This is a genomic window from Binatus sp. (SeqCode), assembly GCF_035272065.1.
Classification (GTDB): Bacteria; Desulfobacterota; Binatia; order Binatales; family Binataceae; genus Binatus.
Genome location: NZ_DATEQZ010000053.1, coordinates 1 through 24,653, shown reverse-complemented (window position 1 = coordinate 24,653; position 24,653 = coordinate 1). Strand labels below are relative to the sequence as shown.

General features: G+C 62.0%; 29 protein-coding genes. 21 read left to right on the top strand and 8 right to left on the bottom strand.

The features are described from left to right. Positions 1–2 precede the first annotated feature (2 nt). Positions 3–641 carry a TraR/DksA family transcriptional regulator gene (locus VJX68_RS10480; protein WP_324095633.1) on the bottom strand — a complete coding sequence of 213 codons (639 nt, stop codon included), beginning with the start codon at positions 639–641 and terminating at the stop codon, positions 3–5. A 169-nt stretch (positions 642–810) separates the two neighbouring features. Beyond that, on the bottom strand, positions 811–990 hold the full coding sequence (locus VJX68_RS10475; RefSeq protein ID WP_324095632.1) for a hypothetical protein: 180 nt from the start codon (positions 988–990) through the stop codon (positions 811–813). Between the two features lie 118 nt (positions 991–1,108). Between VJX68_RS10475 and VJX68_RS10470 the strand changes: the two genes are divergently transcribed. The 5 genes from VJX68_RS10470 (at position 1,109) to VJX68_RS10450 (ending at position 5,900) form a co-directional block, all read left to right on the top strand. Continuing rightward, positions 1,109–1,642 carry a hypothetical protein gene (locus VJX68_RS10470; protein WP_324095631.1) on the top strand — a complete coding sequence of 178 codons (534 nt, stop codon included), beginning with the start codon at positions 1,109–1,111 and terminating at the stop codon, positions 1,640–1,642. Between the two features lie 118 nt (positions 1,643–1,760). Continuing rightward, positions 1,761–2,378 (top strand): hypothetical protein, encoded by a 618-nt coding sequence (locus VJX68_RS10465; protein ID WP_324095630.1) that lies wholly within the window; start codon positions 1,761–1,763, stop codon positions 2,376–2,378. A gap of 14 nt (positions 2,379–2,392) precedes the next feature. Further along, a complete protein-coding gene (locus VJX68_RS10460; RefSeq protein WP_324095629.1) occupies positions 2,393–2,860 on the top strand; it encodes a CYTH domain-containing protein in 468 nt (155 codons plus the stop codon). Positions 2,861–2,896: 36 nt separating this feature from the next. Further along, entirely contained in the window at positions 2,897–3,535 is a 639-nt protein-coding gene (locus VJX68_RS10455) for a CBS domain-containing protein (RefSeq protein ID WP_324095628.1), read from the top strand. After that, positions 3,528–5,900, top strand: coding sequence for a cation:proton antiporter (locus tag VJX68_RS10450; protein WP_324095627.1), 2,373 nt, complete (start codon positions 3,528–3,530; stop codon positions 5,898–5,900). The genes VJX68_RS10455 and VJX68_RS10450 overlap by 8 nt, the downstream gene beginning before the upstream one ends. Positions 5,901–5,918: 18 nt before the next feature. Here VJX68_RS10450 and aqpZ read toward each other — a convergent pair whose 3' ends face one another. The 4 genes from aqpZ to VJX68_RS10430 all read right to left on the bottom strand — a co-directional run bounded on the left by aqpZ (position 5,919) and on the right by VJX68_RS10430 (position 9,435). Then, positions 5,919–6,623 carry an aquaporin Z gene (aqpZ, locus tag VJX68_RS10445; RefSeq protein ID WP_324095626.1) on the bottom strand — a complete coding sequence of 235 codons (705 nt, stop codon included), beginning with the start codon at positions 6,621–6,623 and terminating at the stop codon, positions 5,919–5,921. Positions 6,624–6,723: 100 nt separating this feature from the next. Further along, positions 6,724–7,320, bottom strand: a complete 597-nt coding sequence (locus VJX68_RS10440) for a YceI family protein (RefSeq protein WP_324095625.1) — start codon at positions 7,318–7,320, stop codon at positions 6,724–6,726. Positions 7,321–7,388: 68 nt separating this feature from the next. Continuing rightward, positions 7,389–8,687, bottom strand: coding sequence for an MFS transporter (locus tag VJX68_RS10435; protein ID WP_324095624.1), 1,299 nt, complete (start codon positions 8,685–8,687; stop codon positions 7,389–7,391). After that, positions 8,680–9,435, bottom strand: coding sequence for an enoyl-CoA hydratase/isomerase family protein (locus tag VJX68_RS10430; RefSeq protein ID WP_324095623.1), 756 nt, complete (start codon positions 9,433–9,435; stop codon positions 8,680–8,682). The genes VJX68_RS10435 and VJX68_RS10430 overlap by 8 nt, the downstream gene beginning before the upstream one ends. Positions 9,436–9,589: 154 nt before the next feature. Here VJX68_RS10430 and VJX68_RS10425 point away from each other — a divergent pair, with 154 nt between their 5' ends. From VJX68_RS10425 to VJX68_RS10375, 11 genes are all read left to right on the top strand, one after another. Next, positions 9,590–11,095 (top strand): 4-hydroxyphenylacetate 3-hydroxylase family protein, encoded by a 1,506-nt coding sequence (locus VJX68_RS10425; RefSeq protein ID WP_324095622.1) that lies wholly within the window; start codon positions 9,590–9,592, stop codon positions 11,093–11,095. Next, complete coding sequence (locus tag VJX68_RS10420) at positions 11,092–12,546, top strand: aldehyde dehydrogenase family protein (RefSeq protein WP_324095621.1); 1,455 nt, start codon at positions 11,092–11,094, stop codon at positions 12,544–12,546. The genes VJX68_RS10425 and VJX68_RS10420 overlap by 4 nt, the downstream gene beginning before the upstream one ends. A gap of 37 nt (positions 12,547–12,583) precedes the next feature. Continuing rightward, on the top strand, positions 12,584–13,435 hold the full coding sequence (locus tag VJX68_RS10415; RefSeq protein WP_324095620.1) for a fumarylacetoacetate hydrolase family protein: 852 nt from the start codon (positions 12,584–12,586) through the stop codon (positions 13,433–13,435). An 18-nt stretch (positions 13,436–13,453) separates the two neighbouring features. After that, the gene (locus VJX68_RS10410; RefSeq protein WP_324095619.1) at positions 13,454–14,347 is read left to right on the top strand and encodes a VOC family protein; all 894 of its coding nucleotides are present in this window, start codon (positions 13,454–13,456) and stop codon (positions 14,345–14,347) included. Between the two features lie 57 nt (positions 14,348–14,404). Further along, positions 14,405–15,586 carry an acyl-CoA dehydrogenase family protein gene (locus VJX68_RS10405; protein WP_324095618.1) on the top strand — a complete coding sequence of 394 codons (1,182 nt, stop codon included), beginning with the start codon at positions 14,405–14,407 and terminating at the stop codon, positions 15,584–15,586. A 27-nt stretch (positions 15,587–15,613) separates the two neighbouring features. Beyond that, positions 15,614–16,753: an acyl-CoA dehydrogenase family protein gene (locus VJX68_RS10400; RefSeq protein ID WP_324095617.1), complete on the top strand. Its 1,140-nt coding sequence runs from the start codon at positions 15,614–15,616 to the stop codon at positions 16,751–16,753. A gap of 33 nt (positions 16,754–16,786) precedes the next feature. Continuing rightward, positions 16,787–17,626 carry an NAD(P)-dependent oxidoreductase gene (locus VJX68_RS10395; protein WP_324095616.1) on the top strand — a complete coding sequence of 280 codons (840 nt, stop codon included), beginning with the start codon at positions 16,787–16,789 and terminating at the stop codon, positions 17,624–17,626. Between the two features lie 372 nt (positions 17,627–17,998). Further along, complete coding sequence (locus VJX68_RS10390; RefSeq protein WP_324095615.1) at positions 17,999–18,727, top strand: DUF3313 domain-containing protein; 729 nt, start codon at positions 17,999–18,001, stop codon at positions 18,725–18,727. A 58-nt stretch (positions 18,728–18,785) separates the two neighbouring features. After that, positions 18,786–19,601 carry a hypothetical protein gene (locus tag VJX68_RS10385; protein WP_324095614.1) on the top strand — a complete coding sequence of 272 codons (816 nt, stop codon included), beginning with the start codon at positions 18,786–18,788 and terminating at the stop codon, positions 19,599–19,601. A 26-nt stretch (positions 19,602–19,627) separates the two neighbouring features. Further along, positions 19,628–19,777, top strand: a complete 150-nt coding sequence (locus VJX68_RS10380; RefSeq protein ID WP_324095613.1) for a hypothetical protein — start codon at positions 19,628–19,630, stop codon at positions 19,775–19,777. A 90-nt stretch (positions 19,778–19,867) separates the two neighbouring features. Further along, positions 19,868–20,590 carry a DUF4410 domain-containing protein gene (locus VJX68_RS10375; protein ID WP_324095612.1) on the top strand — a complete coding sequence of 241 codons (723 nt, stop codon included), beginning with the start codon at positions 19,868–19,870 and terminating at the stop codon, positions 20,588–20,590. A 73-nt stretch (positions 20,591–20,663) separates the two neighbouring features. On the opposite strand, the gene VJX68_RS10370 is transcribed toward VJX68_RS10375, so the two are convergent. Together VJX68_RS10370 and VJX68_RS10365 are read right to left on the bottom strand one after the other, a co-directional pair. Then, a complete protein-coding gene (locus VJX68_RS10370; RefSeq protein WP_324095611.1) occupies positions 20,664–21,575 on the bottom strand; it encodes an aminotransferase-like domain-containing protein in 912 nt (303 codons plus the stop codon). Next, positions 21,482–22,138: a GntR family transcriptional regulator gene (locus VJX68_RS10365; protein ID WP_324095610.1), complete on the bottom strand. Its 657-nt coding sequence runs from the start codon at positions 22,136–22,138 to the stop codon at positions 21,482–21,484. The genes VJX68_RS10370 and VJX68_RS10365 overlap by 94 nt, the downstream gene beginning before the upstream one ends. A gap of 126 nt (positions 22,139–22,264) precedes the next feature. Between VJX68_RS10365 and VJX68_RS10360 the strand changes: the two genes are divergently transcribed. The 5 genes from VJX68_RS10360 to VJX68_RS10340 form a co-directional block, all read left to right on the top strand. Further along, a complete protein-coding gene (locus tag VJX68_RS10360) occupies positions 22,265–22,678 on the top strand; it encodes a PaaI family thioesterase (RefSeq protein ID WP_324095609.1) in 414 nt (137 codons plus the stop codon). 87 nt (positions 22,679–22,765) lie between these two features. Further along, positions 22,766–23,122, top strand: coding sequence for a glutathione S-transferase family protein (locus VJX68_RS10355; protein WP_324095608.1), 357 nt, complete (start codon positions 22,766–22,768; stop codon positions 23,120–23,122). 29 nt (positions 23,123–23,151) lie between these two features. After that, positions 23,152–23,385 (top strand): glutathione S-transferase family protein, encoded by a 234-nt coding sequence (locus VJX68_RS10350; RefSeq protein ID WP_324095681.1) that lies wholly within the window; start codon positions 23,152–23,154, stop codon positions 23,383–23,385. Positions 23,386–23,531: 146 nt separating this feature from the next. Further along, positions 23,532–24,149 carry an alpha/beta family hydrolase gene (locus VJX68_RS10345; protein WP_324095607.1) on the top strand — a complete coding sequence of 206 codons (618 nt, stop codon included), beginning with the start codon at positions 23,532–23,534 and terminating at the stop codon, positions 24,147–24,149. A 209-nt stretch (positions 24,150–24,358) separates the two neighbouring features. Beyond that, a partial coding sequence (locus VJX68_RS10340; protein ID WP_324095606.1) for a transposase occupies positions 24,359–24,653 on the top strand: 295 nt, incomplete at its 3' end.

Here is a 24,653-nt window from a genome sequence, read left to right as displayed (position 1 = left end):
GCCTAGCGAGCCTTCTTCTGTATCGGCGGCTTCTTTGCCTTTGGCGGACGGCCGCGACGGCGCTTCTCGACGCCCGTTGCTTCGAGCTCGTCCTCGTCGGGGCCGAATGCGCTGTCGACTTGCACGTCGTCCTCGGCGTTCGGGGCTCGCTCGACGTGTTCTTCGGCTTCGTCCGGGTTGCTGAGCTCTTCGGGACCGGACCATCGGCCGCCGAACGGTTTAGCAAGTCCGCTTTGACCGCTGCGAGCTTCGGTGTTCGCTTCGTTCTGGCAATCGACGCAATATTGCGCGAACGGAATAACCTGGAGCCGCGCCAGCGGGATCTCGTCACCGCATCGTGCGCAGGTTCCGTAGACTCCCGCTCCGAGCCTCGCGATTGCGGCATCGATCGCGCTGAGCCTTTCCTGCGCGCGGTCGAATAGCGCCGCATGCGTCTCGACCTCGGACAACGAGCGCGCCACATCCATCTCATCGGCTGGCGGCTGCCCGCCATTGCGGGCCTGCTCCCGCATCAATTCTTTCACCCGGGCGAGCGTATCGGCGCGCTCTTGCGCGAGCATGCGCTTGAGCGCATCGATTCGCCTTCGGCCGGTGTTAACCGCGGCTTCCATCTTGGGTTTCTGCCTCTTGCGAGTCTTCATTGGTCGTATTTTAGTTCGGGTTTTCATAAGTGAGAACCGTTCACGGACATCGAGCTAGATACTAATATCAGCATTGATCGTGCCTCGCGCCACATTTGGAAGAACGAGCGGACTCAATAGTCTTGCGGAGCAAGATTCGAGTCCAGTAGTTCCATATACGGAAATTGTTTCAAATCGGTTGCCACATCGAGAGATTTGCCGCACCCGGACCGCGGCAGTGTAACTGGATCGCAAGGCGCACGCGAGAGCCTTTTTTCGCTCCATCGTCCGGCGCCTGCGAAAATCGCGTTGCACAGGCGACAATCGCATTGATGCCGCATAATTGAGCAGCATCGAGCGTCGGCGGCATCGCAAAATCTCTAAATTCCTTATTAATTTCTTCATTTTATCATGCGGGAGACGAGTTGGCACAGACCATGCTCGCCAAGGCAGGCGTTTCAATTCGGCTCAAGGAGGGTCCAACTAGCATGATTTCAGCTGTTCCAGAACAGGTTCTTCAATACGGACCTTCGAACCAGACCCGGGTAATCGACGAATGCGCGGGGCCCGATCCGTGGCTGAGCGCGCGCTTCGAGCCGGATTTTCTGGTGCCGGTCCAGTTTTTCGATTTGACCCGTCGGCGCTCGATGCTCGACGGCGAGACGCGGCTGGTGTTCGCAGTGCTCGAAGACGCGGTCCGATGCTACGTGAAGACGGTGAACTCGTCGCGGCGATGCGACCGCGAACAATTCGACGAGGTGCAGCGATGGTTCCATGCGGACGCGGGAATCCACAGCCCGTTCTCCTTTGAATACGTATGCGACGTGCTTGCAATCGAGCCGGCGTCATTGCGCGGACGGCTCGGCTTGCTGAGTGTCAACGATCTGCCGACCAAGCAGATGCGGTCTGTCGGGCGGCGGCAAGTCGTACGCGCGGGGAGGTCTTCGCGCAAACGTTCAAACGGCGGCGATCCCGGTTCGTCCGCCCGAGGGGCAGGAATGAGAGAGGGCGCGGGCGCCTGAAAAGTCCGAGCAGCTGAAATAGTGAAAATCTGACGACGAACGCTGCCAGATTTTTCCACACACCCGGCGCGAATGTTATCGTGGTACGCGGCCGCGATGACGTGCAGCTGCGATGACGATGAGCAATCCGCTGGGAAGATTCGAGTTCCGCGTCTGGGGAAATCACCTTAGCCCGTTTCGAGATCGGCTGGCCGCGATCGCGGCGGCGTCCGAGCAGCAGGAGAGCACGGAAACCTACATCCTTTCGCGCGCGACCGACACCGCCAACGTGAAGATTCGCGCCGGTGTGATCGATATCAAGCTGATGTTCGAACAGGTCGGACGGCTCGAGCGATGGCGTCCTATGCTGAAGGCGGAGTTCCCACTCGATTCGCGCACTATCGTTGAGCAGGCATTCCCCAATCTCGGCGTCGAGGTCCCGCACATTGCGCAACCGGCGTACACTCACGCCGAGTTCATCCGCGACCTGGTGCAGCCGCATCGCGATCTCGCGATTGTGGAGGTCGCAAAAGTGCGCCGGCAGTTCACGTCGGAGAAGTACACCGCGGAGTTCGCAGAAGTTGCAATCGCGGGCGGCGTCACGTCGGAAACGATCGAGATCGAATCCGAAGACCCGGCCTCGGTGCTTCGAGCGATTGCAAGGCTTGGCCTGAACTCTCACACCAACATAAACTATGTTCGTCATCTGAAGCTGATGACCGGGATGACGCCGCGCGCCGGCGTGGCGGCAACCTAGCGCGCGAATATCACATGGCGAAAGAGATCGAACGCAAATTTCTGGTTCACTCGCGCAAATGGAGCGATCTTGGCGCCGGCCTCATAATTCGCCAGGGATACCTGTGCGCCTCGAAGCAATCCTCGGTGCGCGTGCGCACGCACGGCGAGCGCGCTTACGTGACAATCAAGGGCGCCACGTCAGATATCACGCGCGACGAATACGAGTACGAGATTCCGATTAACGACGCGAACGAAATCCTGGACAACCTGTGCGAGCATCCGCCGATCGAGAAGACGCGCTACCGAATCGTGTATAAGGCCCATACCTGGGAGGTCGATGAATTCAGCGGTGCGAATCGCGGGCTGACGGTCGCCGAAGTCGAACTCCAGGATACCAAAGAACAGGTTGAACTTCCCGACTGGATCGACCGCGAAGTGAGCGGCGATCCGCGCTATTACAACTCGAACCTGTCGATCAAACCATTCTCGACCTGGAAATAATTCACAGACCAAATGCTGGTGTGAGGAGTGACATAGGTGAAAGTCGCTGACTTGATGACACGCGACGTACGCGCATGCACGATTCATGAATCGTTGAACGCGGCGGCGCGAATAATGTGGGAGCACGATTGCGGATGCGTGCCGGTAGTCGATGGACATGGCAAGCTCGCGGGGATCGTCACCGATCGCGACATCTGCATGGCCGCCTACACGCAAGGGCTGCCGCTCGAGGCGATACCGGTCGAGCGCGTGATGTCTGCCCAGGTGGTCTCATGCTCGCGCGGCGACGATCTCGAGACCGCGCATCGCCTGATGCGTACGCATGAGATTCATCGTATCCCGGTGGCGGATACGCGCGGCCGGCTGATCGGAATCCTGACGTTGAGCGATCTCCTTAACCACAGCCGCGGAGATAGCGGGAGCCGTCCGAGGCGATCGAAATCGCCGCGACGTTTTCCGCTATTCACAGGCGGCGGAAGCCGGCCACGGATGTTTCATCGACGAACGGAGATTCGGCGCCGACACGCGAATCGACGAAGGCGCCAAAGAAAACTCGCGCTCGCGGGAAAAAACCATCTGCCGATCTTCGCTAGACGTTCGTCGCTCGAGCCATGGCGACTTCCGCTTTGCGCCTGCGCTGAAGCTCGTGCTCTGGTAGAATTGCAGAATGGCTGAAGGGCAGCCACGAATTACCACCACGGGCACGCGCGCCGCCGCCGTCTATGGACTGATGATCGGCACCCTAGTCCTGCTGTACTTGTGGATTCGTTCGTACGGCGAGACCTTGGGCGCGCCCGCGCCGGCCGGGAGCAACATCTTCGGCTCCGCGGCGTCGCGCGCGAGTCAAGGCGACCTGCTGCACGTGCTGCTCGCGCTGGTGGTGGTGATCGCGACCGCACGCGCAATGGGCTGGATCTTCCGCAGCGCCAATCAGCCGCCGGTGGTCGGCGAAATTCTGGCGGGAATCGTGCTCGGTCCGTCGCTGCTCGGGCGTCTCGCGCCGGGCGCGGAAGGATATCTATTTCCGGCTACGGTGGGGCCCTTTCTCAACATCATCGCGCAGGTCGGCGTCATCCTTTATATGTTCCTGGTCGGGCTCGAGCTCGACCCCGCGCTGCTGCGCAAACGCGGCCACACGACAGTCGCGATTTCACACGCGAGCATAGTTACTCCATTTCTGCTCGGCGCGACGATTGCGCTTTATCTTTATCCGAAGCTTTCGACCAGCGACGTTCCGTTCACCTGCTTCTCGCTTTTCCTGGGCGTCTCGATGTCGGTGACGGCGTTTCCGGTGCTGGCGAGAATCCTGACCGACCGCGGGATTCACAAAACCCACATGGGTGCGATCGCGCTGACTTGCGCCGCGGTGGACGACGTGACCGCGTGGTGCATGCTCGCCTTCGTGGTCAGCGTGGCGCGGGCGCAGGCGGCCGGCGCGGTGGTGACAATCGCGATGGCGCTCGGGTTCATCCTGCTGATGCTTGCCGTGGTGCGGCCCGCGATGGTCCGCCTGTCGCTGGTGTATGGAAATCGCGGGCGGCTGACGCAGGGGGTAATGGCGTCGATATTCATTGCGCTGCTGATCTCCGCGTCGGCCACCGAATTGATCGGCATCCACGCCGTGTTCGGCGCGTTCGCGCTCGGGGCCGTGATTCCGCACGACAGCGGAATGGCGCGCGAGCTGACCGACCGCCTCGAAGACATCGTGATCGTTCTCTTGCTGCCGGCATTTTTCGCGTACACCGGACTGCGCACGCAAATCGGGCTGGTCAACGGATCTGAGCAGTGGATAATGTGCGCGCTGATCGTCGCCGTGGCGTCGCTGGGCAAGTTTGGCGGCAGTGCAATCGCGGCGCGAATCACGGGGCTCGACTGGCGCGACTCGTCGGCGCTAGGCGTGTTGATGAACACGCGCGGCCTGATGGAACTGATCGTGCTGAACATTGGACTGGAGATGAACGTGATCTCGCCGACGTTGTTTGCGATGCTGGTGATCATGGCGCTGGTCACCACTTTTTCGACCACGCCGATCCTGCATCTGATCACGCGGCGTCAAATTGCGGAGATAGAGCCGTTTCCGGAGCTCGGCACGTTTTCGCCCGAGCCTGCGGTCGCGCCGCAAGCGCCGTTTCGCACCCCGCATCCCGCGCCACGCCCGGCCCAGCCGCCGCCACGCCCGATGCTGGTGGGAACCGAGCACAGCGCCATCCTGGTGCCGGTGTCGAACCCTGAGGGCGTCGCCGTGCTGGTCGAACTGGCGCTGGCAGCGACTCCGCACGATGCGCCGCCGCCGCGTGTGCTCGCATTGGTGAAGACCCCGCCGGGCGGAGTGCGCTCGGGACTGCGCGAGGCCGAACAGCGCATGCCGCCCCGCTCGCCCGCGCTCGCGGCGGCGCTGGATCTCGCGCTGGCGCGCGGAAGCATCATCACGCCGCAGGCGGTCTGGAGCACGAATCCCGCGGCGGACATCCTGGCGTTCGCCAATCAGCCGCAAATCGGATGGCTGCTGCTGGGATCGCATCGCGCGGTCTTCGGCTCCGACTTCATGGGCGGCGTCGTCCGCGAAATCCTGGACAAGGCCCGCGCGTTGCCGGTTCATGTGGCGGTAGTGATTCACGGCGGCGAGCGGCCGCTGGATCGTGTATTTGCGGTAGTGGATCGCGGGACGCACGGACGCGCGGCGCTCGACTTAGCGCTGCGAGTGGCACTACGCAAGAAGTCCGGCTTGCACGCGGTGCTGGTGCCCGAGGATGGGACCGCGGAGGACACAGAACTGCTCGAGCTGATTCGCGACGCCGGCCGTGCGCTCGGCCGCCGCCTGCATACCGACGCGCTCAGCGCACCGACGGCAGCACAACTAGCGCGTCAGACGCCCGGCGGCCTCGTCATCGTAGCAACCAACCTCGCAGACAAAGTCGGCCTCTCACCCGAAGATCTCACCGATCCCAAACGATGCGTGGTGGTAGTGCAAGGCTCAGAGAGCGCCCCGGCGAGGCTGGGCGCACGCACGATAGAGCACCATCGAACCGCGAAGCCGTAACCAGCCAGGTTTCGCGAGCTACTTGCTCGCGGTGACTTCCTCGACGCCGAGCCAGTTGTAGAAGAAGCCGCCGATTGCCGCGCCGGCGATTGGCGCGACCCAAAACAGCCATAGTTGCGAGAGCGCCCATCCGCCGACGAATAGTGCGGGGCCGGTGCTGCGCGCGGGATTCACCGAGGTGTTGGTTATCGGGATGCTGATCAGATGAATCAGCGTCAGCACGAGGCCGATCGGGATTGGCGCGAAGCCGGCGGGGACGCGCTTGTCGGTCGAGCCGAGGATCACGATCAGGAACATGAAGGTCAGCACCACTTCGGCGACGAACGCGGCGCCAAGGCTGTATCCCCCCGGCGAATGATCGCCGTAGCCGTTGGCGGCGAATCCGGCGCTCACGTCGAATCCGGCGGCGCCGCTCGCGATTACGTAGAGCACGGTCGATGCGAGGATCCCACCGATCACCTGCGCGATGATATATGGCAGGACCTCGTTGGCGGGGAATCGCTTGCCGGCCCACAGTCCGATCGTGACGGCGGGATTAATGTGGCATCCGGAGATCGATCCGATCGTGAACGCCATCGTAAGCAGAGTCAGACCGAACGCCAGCGCGACGCCGAGCAGGCCGACTCCCACCTTGGGAAAGCCGGCGGAGATTACGGCGGTACCGCATCCGCCGAAAACGAGCCAGAAGGTGCCGATCAACTCCGCTGCGAAACGCCGCGACATGCTCATGGCCGACCTCCCTGAAGTTGAGACGTTAGATCGGTTCAGCGGTATCGCGGCGCAGAGCTAAATGCAAACCAGTCAGAGCTTTCGCTACAAATCGCTACTTCTTGATCGCCTCGACGTCGATTGAAATCGCGACTTCGTCACCGACCAGCACGCCGCCCGCTTCCAGTGGCTGGTTCCAAGTGAGGCCGAAATCACTGCGGTTGATTTTCGTCGTCGCCGAGACCCCCGCGCGGGTGTTGCCCATCGGATCGGTAATCGGCGTCCCAGTGCCTTCAACGTCGAGCACGACCGGCTTGGTGACGCCGTGCAGCGTGAGATCGCCCGTCACTTTCCACTTGCCCGGGCCGGCGGCCTCGACCTTGGTCGATTTAAACGTGATGGTCGGGAACTTGTCGACGTCGAGAAACGCGGGACTTTTCAGATGTGCATCGCGCTTCTCGACACGCGTGTCGACCGAAGACGAGTCAATAGTTACGTCGATTTTTGCCGAAGCCGGATCATTGCCGTTTGTCGTGATCGTGCCCGAAGTCTTTTGGAACTGCCCTTTCACGTTCGAGATCATCATGTGGCGCACGGTGAACTCGACGTTGGTGTGCGCGGGATCGATTTGCCAGACATCGGCGTGAGCGAGGACGGGAAGCGCGACGAGCATCGCAATCGCGATTGCAGTTTTCGAGATCCAGGACTTCATAGGCAGGCTCCTTAAGGTGCGCGGTTAGCGTATTGAACACGCGAAGTGGATATCTGGCAAGGAGGAAATTAGGCGGGCGCCGCGTCCATGCCGACCGACTTGAGGCTCGTCAGCAGTACTATTCCGCTCAGCATGATGACCGCGCCGCAGATTACGACTGTTTGCATCGGGCCCAGGTGCGTGCCCATGTAGCCGACCTCGAGCGCGCCGAGCGGCGTCATCCCGACGGCGGCGAGTTGATAGGTGCTCATCACGCGGCCGCGCAGGTCGTCGGTGACGAACATCTGCACGAGAGTGTTGTTGCTCGCTCTGAAGTTGGTCAGCCCCGCGCCGATTACGAATTGAGCGGCCAGTGAGAGTGCGAACGAGCGTGACATTCCGAAGATCACGATTCCAACCGCGGAGAGAAAAAGTCCGACCAGGAGATTGTTCCTCATCCCCCGCGTCGACACGCGCGAGGCCAGCGTCGCCGCACCAACGACCGAGCCGAGTCCCTGTATCGCGACAAGGAATCCGTAGGTGCGCGCGTCACCGTGCAGCACGTTTTTCGCGAACAATGGAACCAGCACCAGGTACTGATAACCGAAGCCGTTGGTTACCGCGGCCAGCACCATCTGGTAGAAGATCGGACGATTGCTCCATACGTACGCAAGGCCCTCGCGCAGTTGATGAATCATGCGCGCGCCGGCGCCGGCGATCACGCGCGCGGGAATCTCCATCTGCGTCAGGCTCCAGATTACGGCGAGGAAGCTCACGCCATTCAGGAAAAAACAGGTGCCGATGCCGAGCCACGCGATCAGCAATCCGGCGGCCGCCGGACCGAGCATGCGAGCGCTGTTGAACATCATCGAGTTGAGCGCGATCGCGTTGGCGAGATCTTCGTAACCCACCATCTCGACCACGAACGACTGGCGGCCGGGCATGTCGAACGAGCCCACAGTGCCGTTGAACGCGGCGAGAAGGATCACGTATTCGACGCGGACGACGCCGGTCCATGTCAGCGCCGCGAGGGTGAAGGCGCTCAGCATCAGCAGGATTTGGGTGATGATAATCAGGCGGCGGCGATCGAGGCGATCAACTACTACGCCGGCGAACAGGCCCACCAGCAGGATTGGAGTGAACTGCGCGAACGACACTACCCCGAGCATCGTCGCCGAGTTCGTCAGCTTCAGCACCAGCCACGCCTGCGCGGCGCTCTGCATCCAGGTGCCGGCGAGCGAGGTGAGCTGGCCGAAGAAGTAGAGGCGGTAGTTGCGATGCCGCAGCGCGCGAAACGCTCCGCGGCGCTCGCTCGAATCTTCAATCGGCGGTTGGAGCTGGTCGGGTTGGCCGGTCTCCTCCGCGGAGGCGGAATCAATCTCAGGCACGGCGCGCCGACTTGTTGTTGAACGCCGTGATTCGCTCGCGCATGTCGGGGCCGACGCCGTAGTGTCTGTACACTTCGTGCGCCAGACCGACGCGCAGCGGAAAGCCGTCGGTCTCGATCAGCAGGCGCTTGTTCGCGCGATGGCTAAACCACGAATTGGCGAGGATGGTATCTGCCAGCGCGCGAAGTTCCTTGTCGAACGAATCGTCGGGCACGCAAATATTTGCGAGGCCCATCGCGGCCGCTTCGACGCCGGAGTAGGTGCGGCAGGTCAGCATCATCTCGCGCGCCCTGGAGGGACCAACGCGCCGCGGCAAGCGCTGGCTCATCCCCCAAATGGGAGTCAGCGCGAAACGCGCATGAGTGTCGGCGAATTTTGCGGAGTGCGCCGCGACGATCAGATCACCCGCGAGCGCCAACTCGAGCGCGCCAGTGTAGCAATGTCCGTGTACTGCTGAAATCACCGGCTGCGGCAGGTCGGCAAGCCGCTCGATCGTCTCGGACTGAAAGTGCGGCTTAGGCGGGCGCTCTCCCCTGGCGATGTCGGCGAGATCGTGCCCGGCTGAGAAGCATTTGCCGGCGCCGCGCACGACGACGAGGCCGATACGATCGGTCTCGTCCGCAATCTGGTCGACGTGCGCGCGCAATTCGACGAACATCTCGAGGTTGAGCGAGTTGAGTTTCTCGGGGCGATTGAGTGTGAGAGTGGCGAGACCGTCGCGGTCTTCACGAAGTACTAATCCAGCCATGATGTCCTCCGATTAATACCGCAGAGTAGCCATCACGGTTCGGCTGCGCAAATGTGCGGGTCCGAAAGTCGTGCGATGGGTTTGACGAGCGAATGCGCCAGTGCTGATCTCTCGCGAGGAGATCGGTCACTGTTCCGGTCCTGCAGGAGGTCTCATGCCAGCACGCACTGGTCGCGAATTTCTGAAAGGCTTGTCGAAGCCGCGCGAGATCTGGGTCGGCGACGACAAGGTGAGCGACATCGTATCGCACCCGTCCTTTGCGGGCGCGGCGAATACGTTGGCGCAGATTTTCGATCTACAGCATCAAGCGCGCGACGTCTGCCTGATGCCGGATCCTGAGACCGGAGAGCCGATCAGCGTCAGCCACATGATTCCACGCTCGCTCGCAGACCTCGAGAAACGTCACGCGTGCCTGCGGAAGGTCGCAGAGTTCACCGTCGGCCTGATGGGACGCACGCCCGACTATATGAACGTCACGTTCGCGGGCTTCGCGGGGCGCGCCGACGAATGGGCGGTCAACGGCAACGAGCGCGGTGCGGCGAACCTGGTTGCGTATCAGAAGTTCCTCGCGCGCAACGACATCTCGCTGACCCATACCATCATTCATCCGACTATCGACAAGGCCAAAGGCGACGTGCCCGAGCCGGGCAACGACGTGGCGCTGCACAAGGTCGCGGACACAGCGCACGGGATAGTCGTGCGCGGCGCGAGAATCCTGGCGACGCTGGCGCCGTTCGCCGACGAAATCGCGGTGTACCCCGCCGTCCCGCTGCTGCCCGGCACCGACGAATATGCGCTGTCGTTTTGCGTGCCGATGAACACGCCGGGGCTGAAGTTCATCTGCCGCGACAGTTGCGCGACAACGCCAAACAAGTTCGACCATCCGCTGTCGAGCCGTTTCGACGAGCAGGATGCGTTCGTGATTTTCGACGACGTCGAGGTCCCGCGCGATCGCGTGTTTATCAACGCCAACCTGGCCGCCTACAACACCGTGATGGCTACCGGCTGGTATCCGAACATCATGCAGCAGACGATGATTCGGGCGCAGACCAAGCTCGAGTTCGCGTACGGGCTCGCGAACCGGATGGCGGAAGCGATCAACGATGTCTCGCCGGCGACCCGGCAGATGCTCGGCGAAATGTGGACGTACGCAGAGTTCGCACGCGCCGCGATCCACAGCGCGGAAGTCGAGGGGTTCGAGTACGGCAACGGCGTGTGGTTCCCCAACGGCGGTCCACTGGCGGCGTTGCGTGCCGCGCTCCCTACGTGGTTTCCGCGCGTCGGCGAAATCATCACACTGCTGGGCTCGCACAATCTGCTGGCCGCCCCCACCAAGGCCCAGCTCGATGATCCCAAGCTCCGGCCGTTAGTCGAGCGGTACCTGCGCGGCGCGGGCGAGATGAAGGCAGAGGAGCGCGCGCGAATCTTCCGGCTGGCGTGGGACTTCGTCGGCAGCGCGCTCGCCAGCCGCAACGAGTTGTACGAGCGCTTCTACCTGGCCTCGGGCGCGCGGAACTATCAGCTGGCGCAAGCGCTCGCACCCAAGGAACGGGCGCGGCGACTGGTGGACGCAATCCTGGGAGAGCAGCCCAAAGACGAGGACGAACAAGCTATTCTGGAAAGGCGGAAAATTAATCTACCCGGAGAGATTCGCAGATGAGCACCTCGAAAATAGCGGGAGTGGATGTATCGACCGAGCACTTTATCGACGGCAAGCGTGTCGCGTCGAAGCAGACGTTCGCGAATTGCTCGCCGATCGATGGAAAACATCTTGCCGACGTGAGTGCCGGCGGTGCGGCCGAAGTTGATGCGGCCGTGGCGGCCGCGCGTCGCGCATTTCCGAAATGGGCAGGCCTCGGACCCGACGGACGTCATCGCGTCCTGAAAAAGTTCGCGCAGGCGATCCTCGATCACGGCAAGGAACTCGCGGCCGTCGAGACTGCCGACAACGGATCGTTGCTGATGGGCAATCTCGCGCGCGTGATTCCGCGCGCTGCCCTCAACATCGAGTTCTTCGCGGACCGCGCGCTGAAACTGGGTCACGACCAAATCGATTCGCCCGAGGTGGTCAATCACGTGCGTTACGATCCGGCCGGCGTCGCGGCGCTCATCACGCCGTGGAACGGGCCGTTCATGTTGACGACATGGAAGGTCGGGCCCGCTCTGGCAGCGGGCGACACCGTCGTTGTCAAACCGCCGGAATGGGCGCCGCTCACCTGCTCGATGATGGCTGATCTCGCCAACGAGGCCGGTATCCCCGCGGGCGTCCTCAACGTCGTACAGGGTATCGGCGAAGAAGCGGGCGCCGCCCTCGCTGCCCATCCCGACATAGACCGGCTGAGCTTCACCGGCTCGACCGACACGGCGAAGCTGATCGGCCAGTCCACCGCGCGCTCGCTCACTCCCGTCAGCTTTGAGCTCGGTGGCAAGTCTCCTTATATAGTCTGTGCCGACGCCGACTTCGACGCGGCCGCGCAGACCGCCGCCGGGCAGTACCTGAACGCGGGGCAAGTTTGCCTGGCAGGCACGCGACTGCTCGTTGACGCGTCGGTTGCCGATGAATTTCACAGCAAGTTTCGCGCGGCGGTTGGACACATGACAGTCGGTGATCCTCGCGAGAAGAGCACGCGCGTCGGTCCCCTGATCACCCCGGAACATTTCAAACGCGTCGAGGGATTCGTCGATCGCGCCCTCAAATCAGGGGTCAAGCCGCTTTGGGGAGGCAAGCGTTCGAGCGTCGGCGAGCTGTACTTCGAACCCACCCTGCTCGAGGGCGCGCGACAGGACATGGAGATCGTGCAGCGCGAAGTATTCGGCCCGGTGCTGACGTGGCAGACGTTTCGCGATGAGGACGAGCTGGTCAAGCTCGCGAACGGAACTTGCTACGGTCTCGCCGCGATGGTTTTCAGCAAGAACCAAGAACGCGCGATGCGCATAGCCAGTCGCGTGACGGCCGGCACGGTGTGGGTGAACTGCTTCTTCGTGCGCGAACTAGCCGCCCCATTCGGAGGCAGCCGCGATTCCGGCATCGGACGCGAAGGCGGCAACTGGAGCTTCGACTTCTACTGCGACGTCAAGAACATCGCCGTGCTGAAAGGATCGTTTGCCTAGACGCGGCGCTAACAACTGAGCAATCGGAGAATAGCCAATGAGTGTACTTGACGGGCCGAGACAAGAATGGCGGCGGATCCTTCATGAGGGACAGCCGAAGTGGGTACGTCCCGACGGTGATCGTCTTCTGATCGGCGACGGCAGACATCTCGCCGATGCGGATGCGACCTATTTGCCGCCGTGCGACCCGACCAAGATTCTATGCATCCATTTGAACTATGATTCGCGGCGCGTCGAGTTCAAAGCGCCGATGCTCGAGACTCCGACTTACTTCCAAAAGCCTGTCACTGCGTTGAATTCCCATGGCGGCGTGCTATGCCGCCCGGCCGAGCACAAGTATCTCAACTACGAGGGCGAAGTCGGAGTTATCATCGGCAAGCCGATGCGCAATATCAGCCGCGAAGATACTTGGGACTATATCGCCGGTTTCGCGCCCGCCAACGATGTTGGATGCCAGGACTATCGCGACACCGATGCCGGCTCGATGCTGCGCGTGAAAGGTCAAGACGGCTTTTGTCCGATCGGTCCCGGAATAGTCAGTGGCGTGGATATTCGCAAATCGATTTTGCGGACATATATCAACGGCAAAGTAGTACAAGAGGGAGCAATCTCGGAGATGCTATTTCCGATTGACTACATACTGGCCGACCTGTCGAGGTTCATCACTCTGCTGCCGGGCGACATCATACTATCAGGCACGCCGAAGAATTCGCGCCCGATGAACATCGGTGACCTCGTCGAAGTCGAAGTCAGCGGACTCGGGCGGTTGTCGAATAAGGTTGTCGAAGCCCCCGCCCCCGTGCATAGAGTTGGCCATCAGCCGACGGATACTGATTCAGTGCGGCGCGTCGCTCTCGGTTCCGATTGGGTCCGCACCGACGCTCGATGAACAATAGGAGAGAACACAATGATCCAGGTAACAGAGTTAGGCTACATGGGAATCGGGGTGAAAGATCTCGCGGAATGGAAAAATTTCGCGACCGGTATTGTCGGGTTCGAGCTGGCCGACGAAGGCGAGTCCGATCGATGCTACCTGCGGATGGACTACTTGCATCATCGGATAGTTATGCACGCCAACGGTAGCGACGATCTCGCCTACCTGGGATTCCGGGTTGCGGGGGCCGACGAATTCGCGCAGATGCAGCGGCAGCTATCCGAGGCGGGAATCAAGTTCCGCATCGGAACTGCGGAGGAGGCTGAAGAACGTCGAGTGCTCGAAGTGCTGAAGCTGGACGACCCAGACGGCAATCCGGTCGAGATTTTTCACGGCCCGCTCACTCAGTTCAGCAAGCCGTTCCATCCCGGTCGCCCGATGCATGGACGTTTCAAGACCGGCACCGGCGGAATGGGACATTGCATCATCCGCGAGCGCGACGTGAACGCTGCGCAGCGATTCTATGCGCACCTCGGGATGCGCGGCGGCGTCGAGTACAAGTTCGGCCGCGGCAAGGGGGCAGCAGGGATCGTATTCATGCATTGCAACGATCGTGACCACACAGTGGCCTTTGGAATCCCGAACGACCGCCGCATCAACCACCTGATGATCGAAGTGGACAACCTTGACGACGTAGGTATGACCTACGACCTGGTTCGCAAGAACAAAGTCCCGGTGACTATCACGCCCGGCAAGCATTCAAACGATCACATGTATTCATTCTACTTCCGCAATCCTTCGGGTTGGGCGTTCGAGTACGGATGGGGCGCACGAGCGGCGACCTACCAGTCTGAATATTTCGAGGGTGACGTTTACGGACATCAATTCGAAGCGGGCGGCTTCGGCCCGCCCCCGGACAAGAAATGAGCCGCCTTTATCGAACCTTGAATCGTCGGGGCATACCGATTAACACCTGACATAGCTATGGAAAATCCTGAGAATTTTCGAAAGGAAACTCGCGCGTGGCTGGAGGCCAATTGTCCTCCCGAGATGCGCCGTCCGGCGCAGACCGAGGAAGACACTTGCTGGGGCGGCCGGCATTGGAAATTCCAATCTGAGGCGCAGCGCCTGTGGCTCGAGCGCATGGCCAAGAAGGGCTGGACGGTGCCGGAGTGGTCGCGCGAGTATGCTGGCGGCGGACTGTCCCGCGACGAGGCGAAAATCCTGCGCCAGGAAATGCGCGCGCTCAACTGCCGCTCGCCGCTCGACAGTTTCGGCATCTGGATGCTCGGTCCGGCGCTGCTTAAGTATGGGTCCGAAGAACAGAAGCGCGAGCATCTGCCGAAAATTGCCTGCGGCGAGATTCGATGGTGCCAGGGTTACTCCGAACCCGGCTCGGGCTCCGACCTGGCATCGCTGCAAACCCGCGCCGAGGACAAGGGCGATCAGTTCCTCGTCAACGGCTCGAAGATTTGGACCTCATACGCGGACAGGGCCGACTGGATTTTCTGCCTGGTGCGCACCGACCCTAACGCGCCCAAGCACGACGGCATCAGCTTTTTGCTCTTTGACATGGAGAGCCCGGGCGTCTCGACCAAGCCGATCACGTTGATCTCGGGCGCGTCGCCGTTCTGCCAGACATTTTTCGACGACGTGCTCGTGCCGAAGGCGAACCTCGTCGGCAAGCTCAACAAGGGATGGGATATCGCGAAGTACCTGCTGACCCACGAACGCGACATGATCGGCGGTATGGGCAGCACGTCGGAAAACCGCTCGCTCGGCCAGATTGCTACCGACACCGTCGGGACCGACAACGGGATGCTTGCGGACACTGTGCTGCGCGGACAGATCGCGGCATTCGAGATCGACGCGCTCGCGTTTCGGCTCACGATGGATCGCGCTGGCGACATGGCCAAGGCCGGGCAGGCTCATCACGCGGTATCGTCACTGCTGAAATACTACGGCACCGAACTCAACAAGCGCCGGATGGAACTGGTGATGTCGGCTGGCGGCACGGACGCGCTGGAATGTGAAGGCGAGCGCTCGCGTGAAGGCCGCACGGCCCGTGCGTGGCTGCGTTCCAAGGCCAACTCAATCGAGGGCGGGACCAGCGAGGTTCAGCTCAACATCATCGCCAAGCGCATACTGGGCCTGCCAGGTGCGTAACCCTTCGCGAAGTCTGGATCCGATCAAATGGCGCTAGTTCTCAACGACGAACAGACGATGCTGCGCGACAATGCGCGCGGCTTCCTGGCCAAGAATGCGCCAATCGCTCATCTGCGCGCGCTGCGTGACAAGCGCGACGCGGAGGGATTCTCGCGCGCGCTGTGGAAAGAATTCGTCGAGATGGGCTGGGCGGGAATTCTCGTTCCGCAAGACTACGGCGGCCTCGGACTTGGACATGTCGAGGCGGGCGTCGTGATGGAGGAACTGGGGCGCACGCTGACGCCCTCCCCTTTTCTTGCGACTGCGGTCCTGGCTGCGACCGCGATCGCTCGGGCCGGCACCGACAAGCAGAAACAGCATTACCTGCCAAAACTTGTGGCTGGTGATTTGATCGCGACGTTGGCCGTTGACGAATTCGCAAAGCATCATCCGGATCATAGCGCGATGACCGCGGCGCGCGCCGGCAAAGACTTCAAGTTGAACGGCGCCAAGACTTTCGTGATCGACGGCCACGTCGCGAATCTCCTGATCGTGGCCGCTCGCACAGCAGGTAAGGCGGGCGATACCAGCGGACTCACGCTGTTCATCGTTGACGCGAGCGCGCCGGGGGTTCGCGCCGAGCGCACCCCTACGGTGGATGCGCACAATGCTGCGCGGATCACGTTTCAGGACGTGAACATCAGCGCCGAAAATGTGCTCGGCAAAGTCGACGCGGGTTGGGATGTTCTCGAAGGAGTTCTGAATGTTGGCCGCGCCGCCGTGGCGGCCGAGATGGTGGGCGCCAGCGAGGAAGCGTTCGGCCGGACGGTCGCCTATCTGAAAGAACGGAAACAATTCGGCAAGGCGATCGGCGAATTCCAGGCGCTGCAGCATCGCGCGGCTCATCTCTACTGCGAACTGGAGGTCACGCGGGCGGCCGTGCTCAAGGCCTTGCAGACGCTCGACGACTCCTACGACCGGGCCGGTGCGATCGTGTCGGTGGCAAAAGCGCGCGCCGGCCTTAGCGCCACGCTCGCGGTGCAGGAAGCCGTGCAGATGCACGGCGGTATCGGGATGACCGACGAGTTCGATATCGGCTTGTTCATGAAGCGAGTCCGCGTATGCCAGGAACTTTTTGGCGACTCGAACTTTCACGCCGATCGGTTGGCGCGACTTAACCGCTACTGAAATTCCGCACACAATTTTGCAAGGGGTGCTCCTATGAGCGATCGAGACTCCGTGACGGTTGCGATCGTCGGCGCGGGCGAGATGGGCGCCGCGGTGGGCCACCGTCTGCGCGAAGCCGGTGCGCGGGTGCTGACGTCGCTCGCCGGACGTAGTGGGGAGAGCGTCGCGCGTGTTCGCGATGCCGGGCTTGAGGTAGTCAACGACTACGATTCGCTCGTGCGCGACGCGAGCTTCGTTCTTTCGATCGTTCCTCCGGGCGTGGCGGTCGAAGTCGCCGAGCGCCTTTGCGGTCCGCTCGCTCGCGCGCAAGGAAAGCCGGTCTTTGTCGAATGCAACGCGATCTCTCCCGCGACGTGTCGGCGCATCCGCGGCGTGCTCGACGCCACGACCTTCATCGACGCCGGCATCGTCGGAGGTCCGCCGGTCGCCGGCACCCAGGATCCCACGAAGGGTCCGCGCTTTTACGCGTCGGGTGCTGACGCTCGCCTGCTGATGCGACTCGCCGACTTCGGACTCGAGATTGCGATTCTCGACGGTCCCGTCGGCGCCGCCTCCGGCTTGAAGCTGTCTTACGCGGGGCTGACGAAAGGATTCACCGCGCTGTGCGCGACGATGCTGGGCGCGGCGGAACGCGAAGGCCTGGCGGATGCGTTGCGCGCTGAACTCGCGCGGAGTCAGCCCAGCTTCCTCGCACGAATGGAGCGCGCTGTTCCCGCGATGCGCCCGAAGGCGTACCGCTGGGTCGCTGAGATGCAACAGATCGCTGAGTTCGTCGGCGCTCCCGAAGACGGCGCGACGATTTACGGCGGCGCTGCCACGCTGTATCAACGAATCGCCGACGAACAACAGACACGCCGGTCGCCCGTTCACTAGCCATACCCGATTCGAAGCTCGCCCGGTTTATCGATCAACTGGAGCGCGACGCTGCGCCCGCCTTTCTCGCGGGCCGAATATTCAACCGATCTGCCATCCGCACCAAGTCGGCGAGCGATGCGGCTTCCATCCAGCCGCGCTCGATGCGGAATGCAACGCAAATCCGAGGGTACGTCGGATCGATCTATCTGGAAGAGTCAAAGCGCACACGACCGCGAATGCCTGGGTCGGAGCCGGGGCGGCGGTAGGGATATGTGTACCAAAGGCCAATTTACCTTCATGTAGCATTCGAGCAGACTGATTCCGGTCCCATCATGGTAAGCCAGGTGGGCGTCGCGGAACGAAACACTCGCACGGAGGAGGTCTGTTTCAATGAAAATCACAACTGTGGCGCCCATAGTCGCCGCCCTGTTCGGCGGCTCGATCATGTCCGGATGCGCACAAACGGTGGAGAGCCAGCCTGCCGTCTTGCAGCAGGCTCAGGGTGCACAGCCCGCTCCGGCGGTGATCGGATTCTTCGGGCAGGATGCCTCCTTGCTGCAGCCGGGCACCGGCAACCAGGCCGCGATGCTGTACGTCAATTCGAACGCGCAGTGGAGCCAGTACAACAAGATTCTGCTGCAGCCGGTCGAATTTTGGGACGACCCGAGCACGACGGTGTCGGCGTCCGATCAGCAGATGTTGGGGGACTACTTCTACAATCAACTCAAGGAGGCGCTGTCGAAGAATTTTACCATGGTTGACCAGCCCGGACCGGGCGTGCTCGTGTTGCGAATCGCGATAGTCAATGCGACCACTGCGACCCCGGGCTTGCGTACTGTATCGGTGATAGTTCCGCAGGCGCGGGTCCTCAATGGAATCCAGTCGCTGGCGACGGGCAGTTACGCGTTTGCGGGCTCGGCCGAAGCCGAGATGAAAGCGACCGACGCCGTAACCGGCCAGTTTCTCGCCGGCGCGATCGACAAGCGCGCCGGAGGGATGGCGATCAGCCAGGCGGCGCAGTGGCAGTGGGGCGACGCGAAGGCGGCGATGGACTACTGGGTGCATAAGATTACGACTCGCCTGCTGGAGCTACAGGGTCGAGCACCGGCTGGGCGATAGGTCTGTGCGCTATCTAGCCCGCATCATCGTTTCTTGCGCTGCAGCGATTTTCATCCTGTTGGCGGGCTGCTCCCTCAGTCTCGCCCAGCAGACCGCGTCGGCCAGCGACGAAGAGGAATCGCTGGCCGAGCGGGAAAATGATCCGACCGCGAGCCTGACCCAGTTCAAGATCCAAGACATCTACACTCCCGCCGAGTACGGCACCAATGCACAGCCGAACACGCTGCAAATCCGGCCACTGCTGGCGGTTCGGCCACAACTGTTCACGCCGCTGGAGCAGCTTATCCGGCCGTCGATTCAAGTTGTTACAGTTCCTCGCAACAAGGGCGCGACCACGACCACCGCGCTCGACGACTTCCAACTCCTGGACCTGTTTGTCATACCGTGGCCGAACGAAAAGGAGACTCGCTTCCGGTGGGGCATCGGACCGTATTTCGTGTTTCCAACGTCCACGAGTCAGTTCACGGGCAAAGGTGCGTGGCAGATGGGGCCGGCCGCGGCCTTCGGCTACCGGGGAATTCCAAGGCTGCAAATTGCCGGTCTTTTTCAGCAGGGGACGTCGTTCGCGTACACATCGTCGCATTCGGTTCCTGTCAGCTCGCTCCAGATCCAACCGATCCTCTCCTATCAGCTAGGTCGCGGATGGTATCTGAAATCGAGCGACTCGACCTGGACAATCAACTGGCGTCACAAAACTTCGACCGATATGCCGCTTAGTGCCGGCTTGGGGAAAGTCTGGAAATTCGGTGAGGGCTACGCAATCGACACGTCGTTCTCCGGTGAATGGATGGCCTATCGACAGTTTGACGCTCAGACTGAGCAATTCGCGTTGAGATTTCAAATAAACGTGCTGTTACCGAAAGTAGAACTATGAGAGCGCGATCTGAAGGAGAAAGACGGTTGCAGAAGACGCTGAGACTGGTGGTGATGACCTTCACCTTCGCGGTGCTGGCAAAGGTGCCGGGGATGGCTCATGCCCCGATCGATATCGGGAACGTAAACACAAGATCCGCGCTGAAAGGATCGTGGGAGCCGTCGCCCGCGCAATAGACCAAGTAAGCGGACTGATCTCGAAGCGTGATTGGAATTGAGTTGGAAGAGCGTTACAAAGAATCAACGCCAAACAGGAAGAGGGATATTATGAGGTCTCAAATTCTCAATCGAATGTATGTGCTATTGGCTATCGCGGCGTTTGGATGCGCGGGGGCTCAAGTGACGCAGCAAAGTTCAGCGGCGCCGATCACTGCGACGCCGCCAACTGCGGTCGTCGTGTATCCGTTTGCGGTCGATGCGTCCGATGTTTCGCTTAACTCCAGCATCTTTCAGGTGGCCTACAGAAACATGTCCGGCGAAAACCAAAGTGCCGAACAACTCCAGCTAGCCCACCAGACGGCACAAAATATCTGCGTCCAGGTCGCGGCAAACCTGACGCAAAAGGGAATCACTACTACGTGCCTGCAGCGTGGAGTGCCTCCTACGGGCGACAACGTCCTGGTCCTGGATGGCCAGTTCACGGATATAAGCGAAGGAAACCGGCTGCGGCGGATGGTCATCGGGCTGGGCGCGGGAGCTTCCAAAGTGGACACGGTGGTCCAGGTTATTCAGAAGACCCCCCAGGGTTCGAGCGAGCTGCTGGACTTCGCCACAAGCGCGGACAGCGGGTACATGCCGGGAGCGGGAATAACAGGACCGGCAGGCGCAGCGGCGGGCGGAGCGGCAGCGGCCGCATCGCTGGGCGTGAACATCGCGGCAGGAGGCGTGAAGAACGTTACGTCGTCAACGGGCTACCTGGTGGATAAGACGACCGACCAGATCGTTCAGCAGATGGTGAACTACTACAACAGACAAGGATGGTCGTCCTAACGAGCGGCCTGAGTGACATTCGAAGGAGTCCTACCGGTCGTCGTCCAGAGACGATCGATAGGACTCCGCGTTTTCAGAGGGAGTTGACGACGGAGGCGAAGCGGCGGATGCCCTCGGCGATTTGCTTTTCAGGCATCGACGCGTAACCGAGCAGCAGCCCGAGGTGCTTGGGCGCGTTCAGATAGAACGGCTCGACTGAGTACACGCCAACACCTGCTCGCGCAGCACGGATCCGCAACTCGCGCGACCTCGACGCGGGCAAGTCGCGCAGCCACAGCATCAGATGAAGGCCGGCATTGATGCCCGACGCTTGCGCGCGGGCGCCGAGGTGGCGCTCGATCGCATCCAGCATAGCGGCGCGGCGACTGGCGTTGCGCGTTCGGGTGCGGTGCAGATGACGTTCGAAGTGGCCCTCGCTGATGAAATCGACTAGCGCGGCCTGCGCGAGGCTTGGTCCTCCCGTGTCCATCAACGCCTTGACCGAGCGTAGAGGTCCGACCAGCCGCTCTGGAAGAATCATGTATCGCAGCCGCAGCGAAGGAAACATCACTTTCGAGAAGGTCGCCGCGTAGAGCACGCAGCCGCTGTCGTCGAGCGCGGCGAGAGCTTCGATAGGACGGCCGGCGTAGCGATACTCGCTGTCATAGTCGTCCTCGAAGATGCTGGCGCCGGAACGCCGGGCCCATGCGAGCAGCTCGAGCCGACGCCCCAGCGGCATCACCGCGCCGGTGGGAAACTGATGCGAGGGAGTCACGATGGCGAGCCGGCTGAGCGTGCGGCGCTGCGCGAGTTCGTCGGTGGGGAGGCCATGCTCGTCGACCGCGATCGTTTCGATCCTCGCGCCGGCCGCTCTCATCACAGTTCGCGCGGCGCGATAGTGCGGCTCCTCCATCAGCACGACGTCGCCGGGATCGACGAGCACGCGCGCGGCGAGATCGAGGCCCTGCTGCGAGCCGTTGACGACGAGTACCTGTCGGCAGTGCATGAGATCGCGCGCGCACGGCCCGCGTAGCCGGCGATCGCCTCGCGCAACGCGGGCAGTCCTTCGGGCGAACCGTAGTCGAGATCGCGGATCGTGACGCGGCGCGCGCGCCGGGCCATCACGCGGCACCATGTTTCGTGCGGAAAATCGGTGAACGAGGGCGGACCGTCGCGGAAATCATACGGCAGCACGTCGCGCCGCGGCGCCCAAGTGAACTGCACGCCGTGCGAAGCCTCGCGCACGCGACGTGCATACGCCGACAGATGGACGGGCGCCGGAGTCCGCGCGGGCGTAGGATGCCGGCGCGCGGCGACGGTCGTGAGATGCCGCGGCAGCTCGCGCGCGACGAAGGTGCCCGCGCCCATCCGCGCAGTCAGGTAACCCTCGTCGAGCAGTTGCCGGTACGCCATTATCGCGACGTTGCGCGAGACGCCGAGTTCGAGCGCGAGATCGCGCGTGGCTGGAACGCGTTTTGCGGCAGCCATGCGCCCGCCGAGAATCTGGCCTCTGAGCGCGCGGTAAATCTGATCGTACAGGGGGCCGTCCGCGTCGAGTTTCAGAAACATCCGAGCACCTCTTGAAGGCGACCGTACTACGCGCGCAACGGTGGCGAAAGTGGATCCTTAATTATTTCTTAAAGTGGAACTACTAATGGTCCATTCGCGTCGGCCCGCGAGTACATGATGAACCTCATGGACGCACTCGAACAACTCAACCGCGACATTCTGCCCTTCGCAAAGCTGCTCGGAATCAGGTTCGTCAGCGCGACACCCGAATGCGTGACGGCGGAGATGAAGGTTCGCGAAGACATGTGCACGCGGCCCGCGATTCTGCACGGCGGAGCGATGATGGCGCTGGCCGACACGCTGGGCGGCTGCGCGACGTCATTGAATCTGCGCGACGGCGCGACGACCACCACGATCGAGTCGAAGACGAACTTCCTTGGTCCCGCGATGGTTGGCACCACGGTGCGGGCGGAGTGCGTCGCGATACATCGGGGACGGCGCACGATGGTCTGGCAGACGCGGGTGACGTCGGAGAACGGCAAGCTGCTCGCAACCGTCACGCAAACTCAAATGGTGCTGGCGAGCGAGCCAAAAAATTGATCGCAAACATTTCGGATGGGATGGAGGAGTAGGATGAAGCTATATTACTCACCGCTCAGCGTGTATAGCGCGAAGCCGTGAATCGCGATGTTCGAGAAGGCGATCGCGCACGAAACCCGGCTGGTGAACTGGACGCCGGCCACCGGCTGGATCAAGCCCGAGGAACTGGCGCGGCTGAATCCCAAGGCACAGATTCCGGTGCTCGTCGATGGTGAGGCGGCGGTCTACGACTCGACGATCATCTTCGAATATCTCGACGAGCGCGTGCCAAAGCCAGCGCTGTTTCCGACTGGCGTGGCAGAGCGCGCGCGATGCAGGATGCTCGAGGATCTCGGCGACAAACTGCTCGCGCCCAACCTCGGAGTGCTGGTGCGCGAGGTGCTGTTGAAGCCGGACGCGTCGACGCGAGATGCAGCCGCGGTGGCGCAGACCAAGGCGAGCTAGCGCGACAGTATCAGCGACTCGAGCGCGAGCTGGGCAAGCGCGAGTACCTGTGCGGCGAATTCAGCGTCGCGGATATCTCCTGCTTCTCCCCGATCAACATCGCTTCCTTGATGGAGGGCGCGCCGTCGGCTGAGTACGGCAACCTGGCAAAGTGGCTGTCGCGAATGAGCAACCGGCCGAGCGTTGCGCGCTACCTGGCGGAGTTCGCCGAAGCGACCGCAACGCTGAGGGCACCGGCCCAGGCGGAATCGGCACGCGGATGATGATTCGGCGGGCCGCCGCCTAGAATGAAAGGCGGAGTGAGCGAACCCCAAATGGGGCTTCGCTCACTCCGCTCTCGCACCATACTCCAAAACAAGAGCCGGATTCGGTTTGCGCGGTCGCCGCGACCGTCCGACGATCCGATGTCATGGCGGCTCTGATGGTCGATGGCCCGAAGGCGGCGGCGAAATCATTTTTATTCGCGCACGGCGCCGGGGCGCCGATGGATTCTCCCTTCATGCAGCGCGTCGCTGAAGGAGTTGCAGCATCGGGCGTTCGGGTGATCCGGTTTGAGTTCCCGTACATGCAGCGGCGGCGGGAAAGTGGCAAGGGAGGAGCGCCGGACCCGCCGCGCATCCTGATGCAGTCGTTCCGCGATGCGATCGAGGAGGCTGGCGGCAGCGGTGGGCTTGTGATCGGCGGCAAGTCGATGGGCGGCAGAATTGCGAGCATGGTCGCGGACGACGCGGGGGTACGCGGCGTTGTATGCCTCGGATATCCGTTTCATCCGCCGGGCAAGCCTGAGAAGACCCGGACCAAGCATCTCGAAACTCTGCAGACACCGGCGTTGATTCTCCAGGGAACGCGAGACAGCTTCGGACGACCGGAAGAAGTCACCGGCTACAAGCTATCGCCGGTAATTCGGATCGAGTGGCTCGAAGATGGCGATCACTCCTTCAAGCCGCGCGCACGCAGCGGCCGCACCGAGGCCGACAACCTCCGCGCGGCTATCGCACTCGTCGCTGAGTTCATAGCCGGTTGTTAGATCCTCATTGACAAGACATCGGCGACGGCGGTCCGCTGGCGTAAAAGCAGTCGCCCGCTATGGGGCTCAACGCAGCCTCGAAGGGGAGGTTTCCACAGCGGATCTGTTTTCGGTAAGCGCCCGCGAGGTCACCCCTAGGGAACCTCTGCACAAGTGTTTCGGTTCAGGTATAAACAGTTAATTGGATCGGCGGGTGTGGAGGTGTGGGGATGGGTAATCAGCGGACGTTCGCATCGCTGGCGTGGCATGGGAAGGGCAAAGTCACCCGGCGCGAGCGGTTCCTGGCCGAGATGGACGCAGTGATTCCGTGGCCGCGGCTGGTCCGGCTGATCGAGCCGCACTACCCCAAAGCCGGACAAGGTCGCCAGCCGCTGGGATTGGAGAAGATGCTGCGGATCTACTTCCTGCAGCAGTGGTTCAACCTGTCGGACCCGCAGGCCGAAGACGCGATCTACGACAGCGAGTCGATGCGGCGCTTTGCACGAGTCGAGCTGGGCGAGGAGG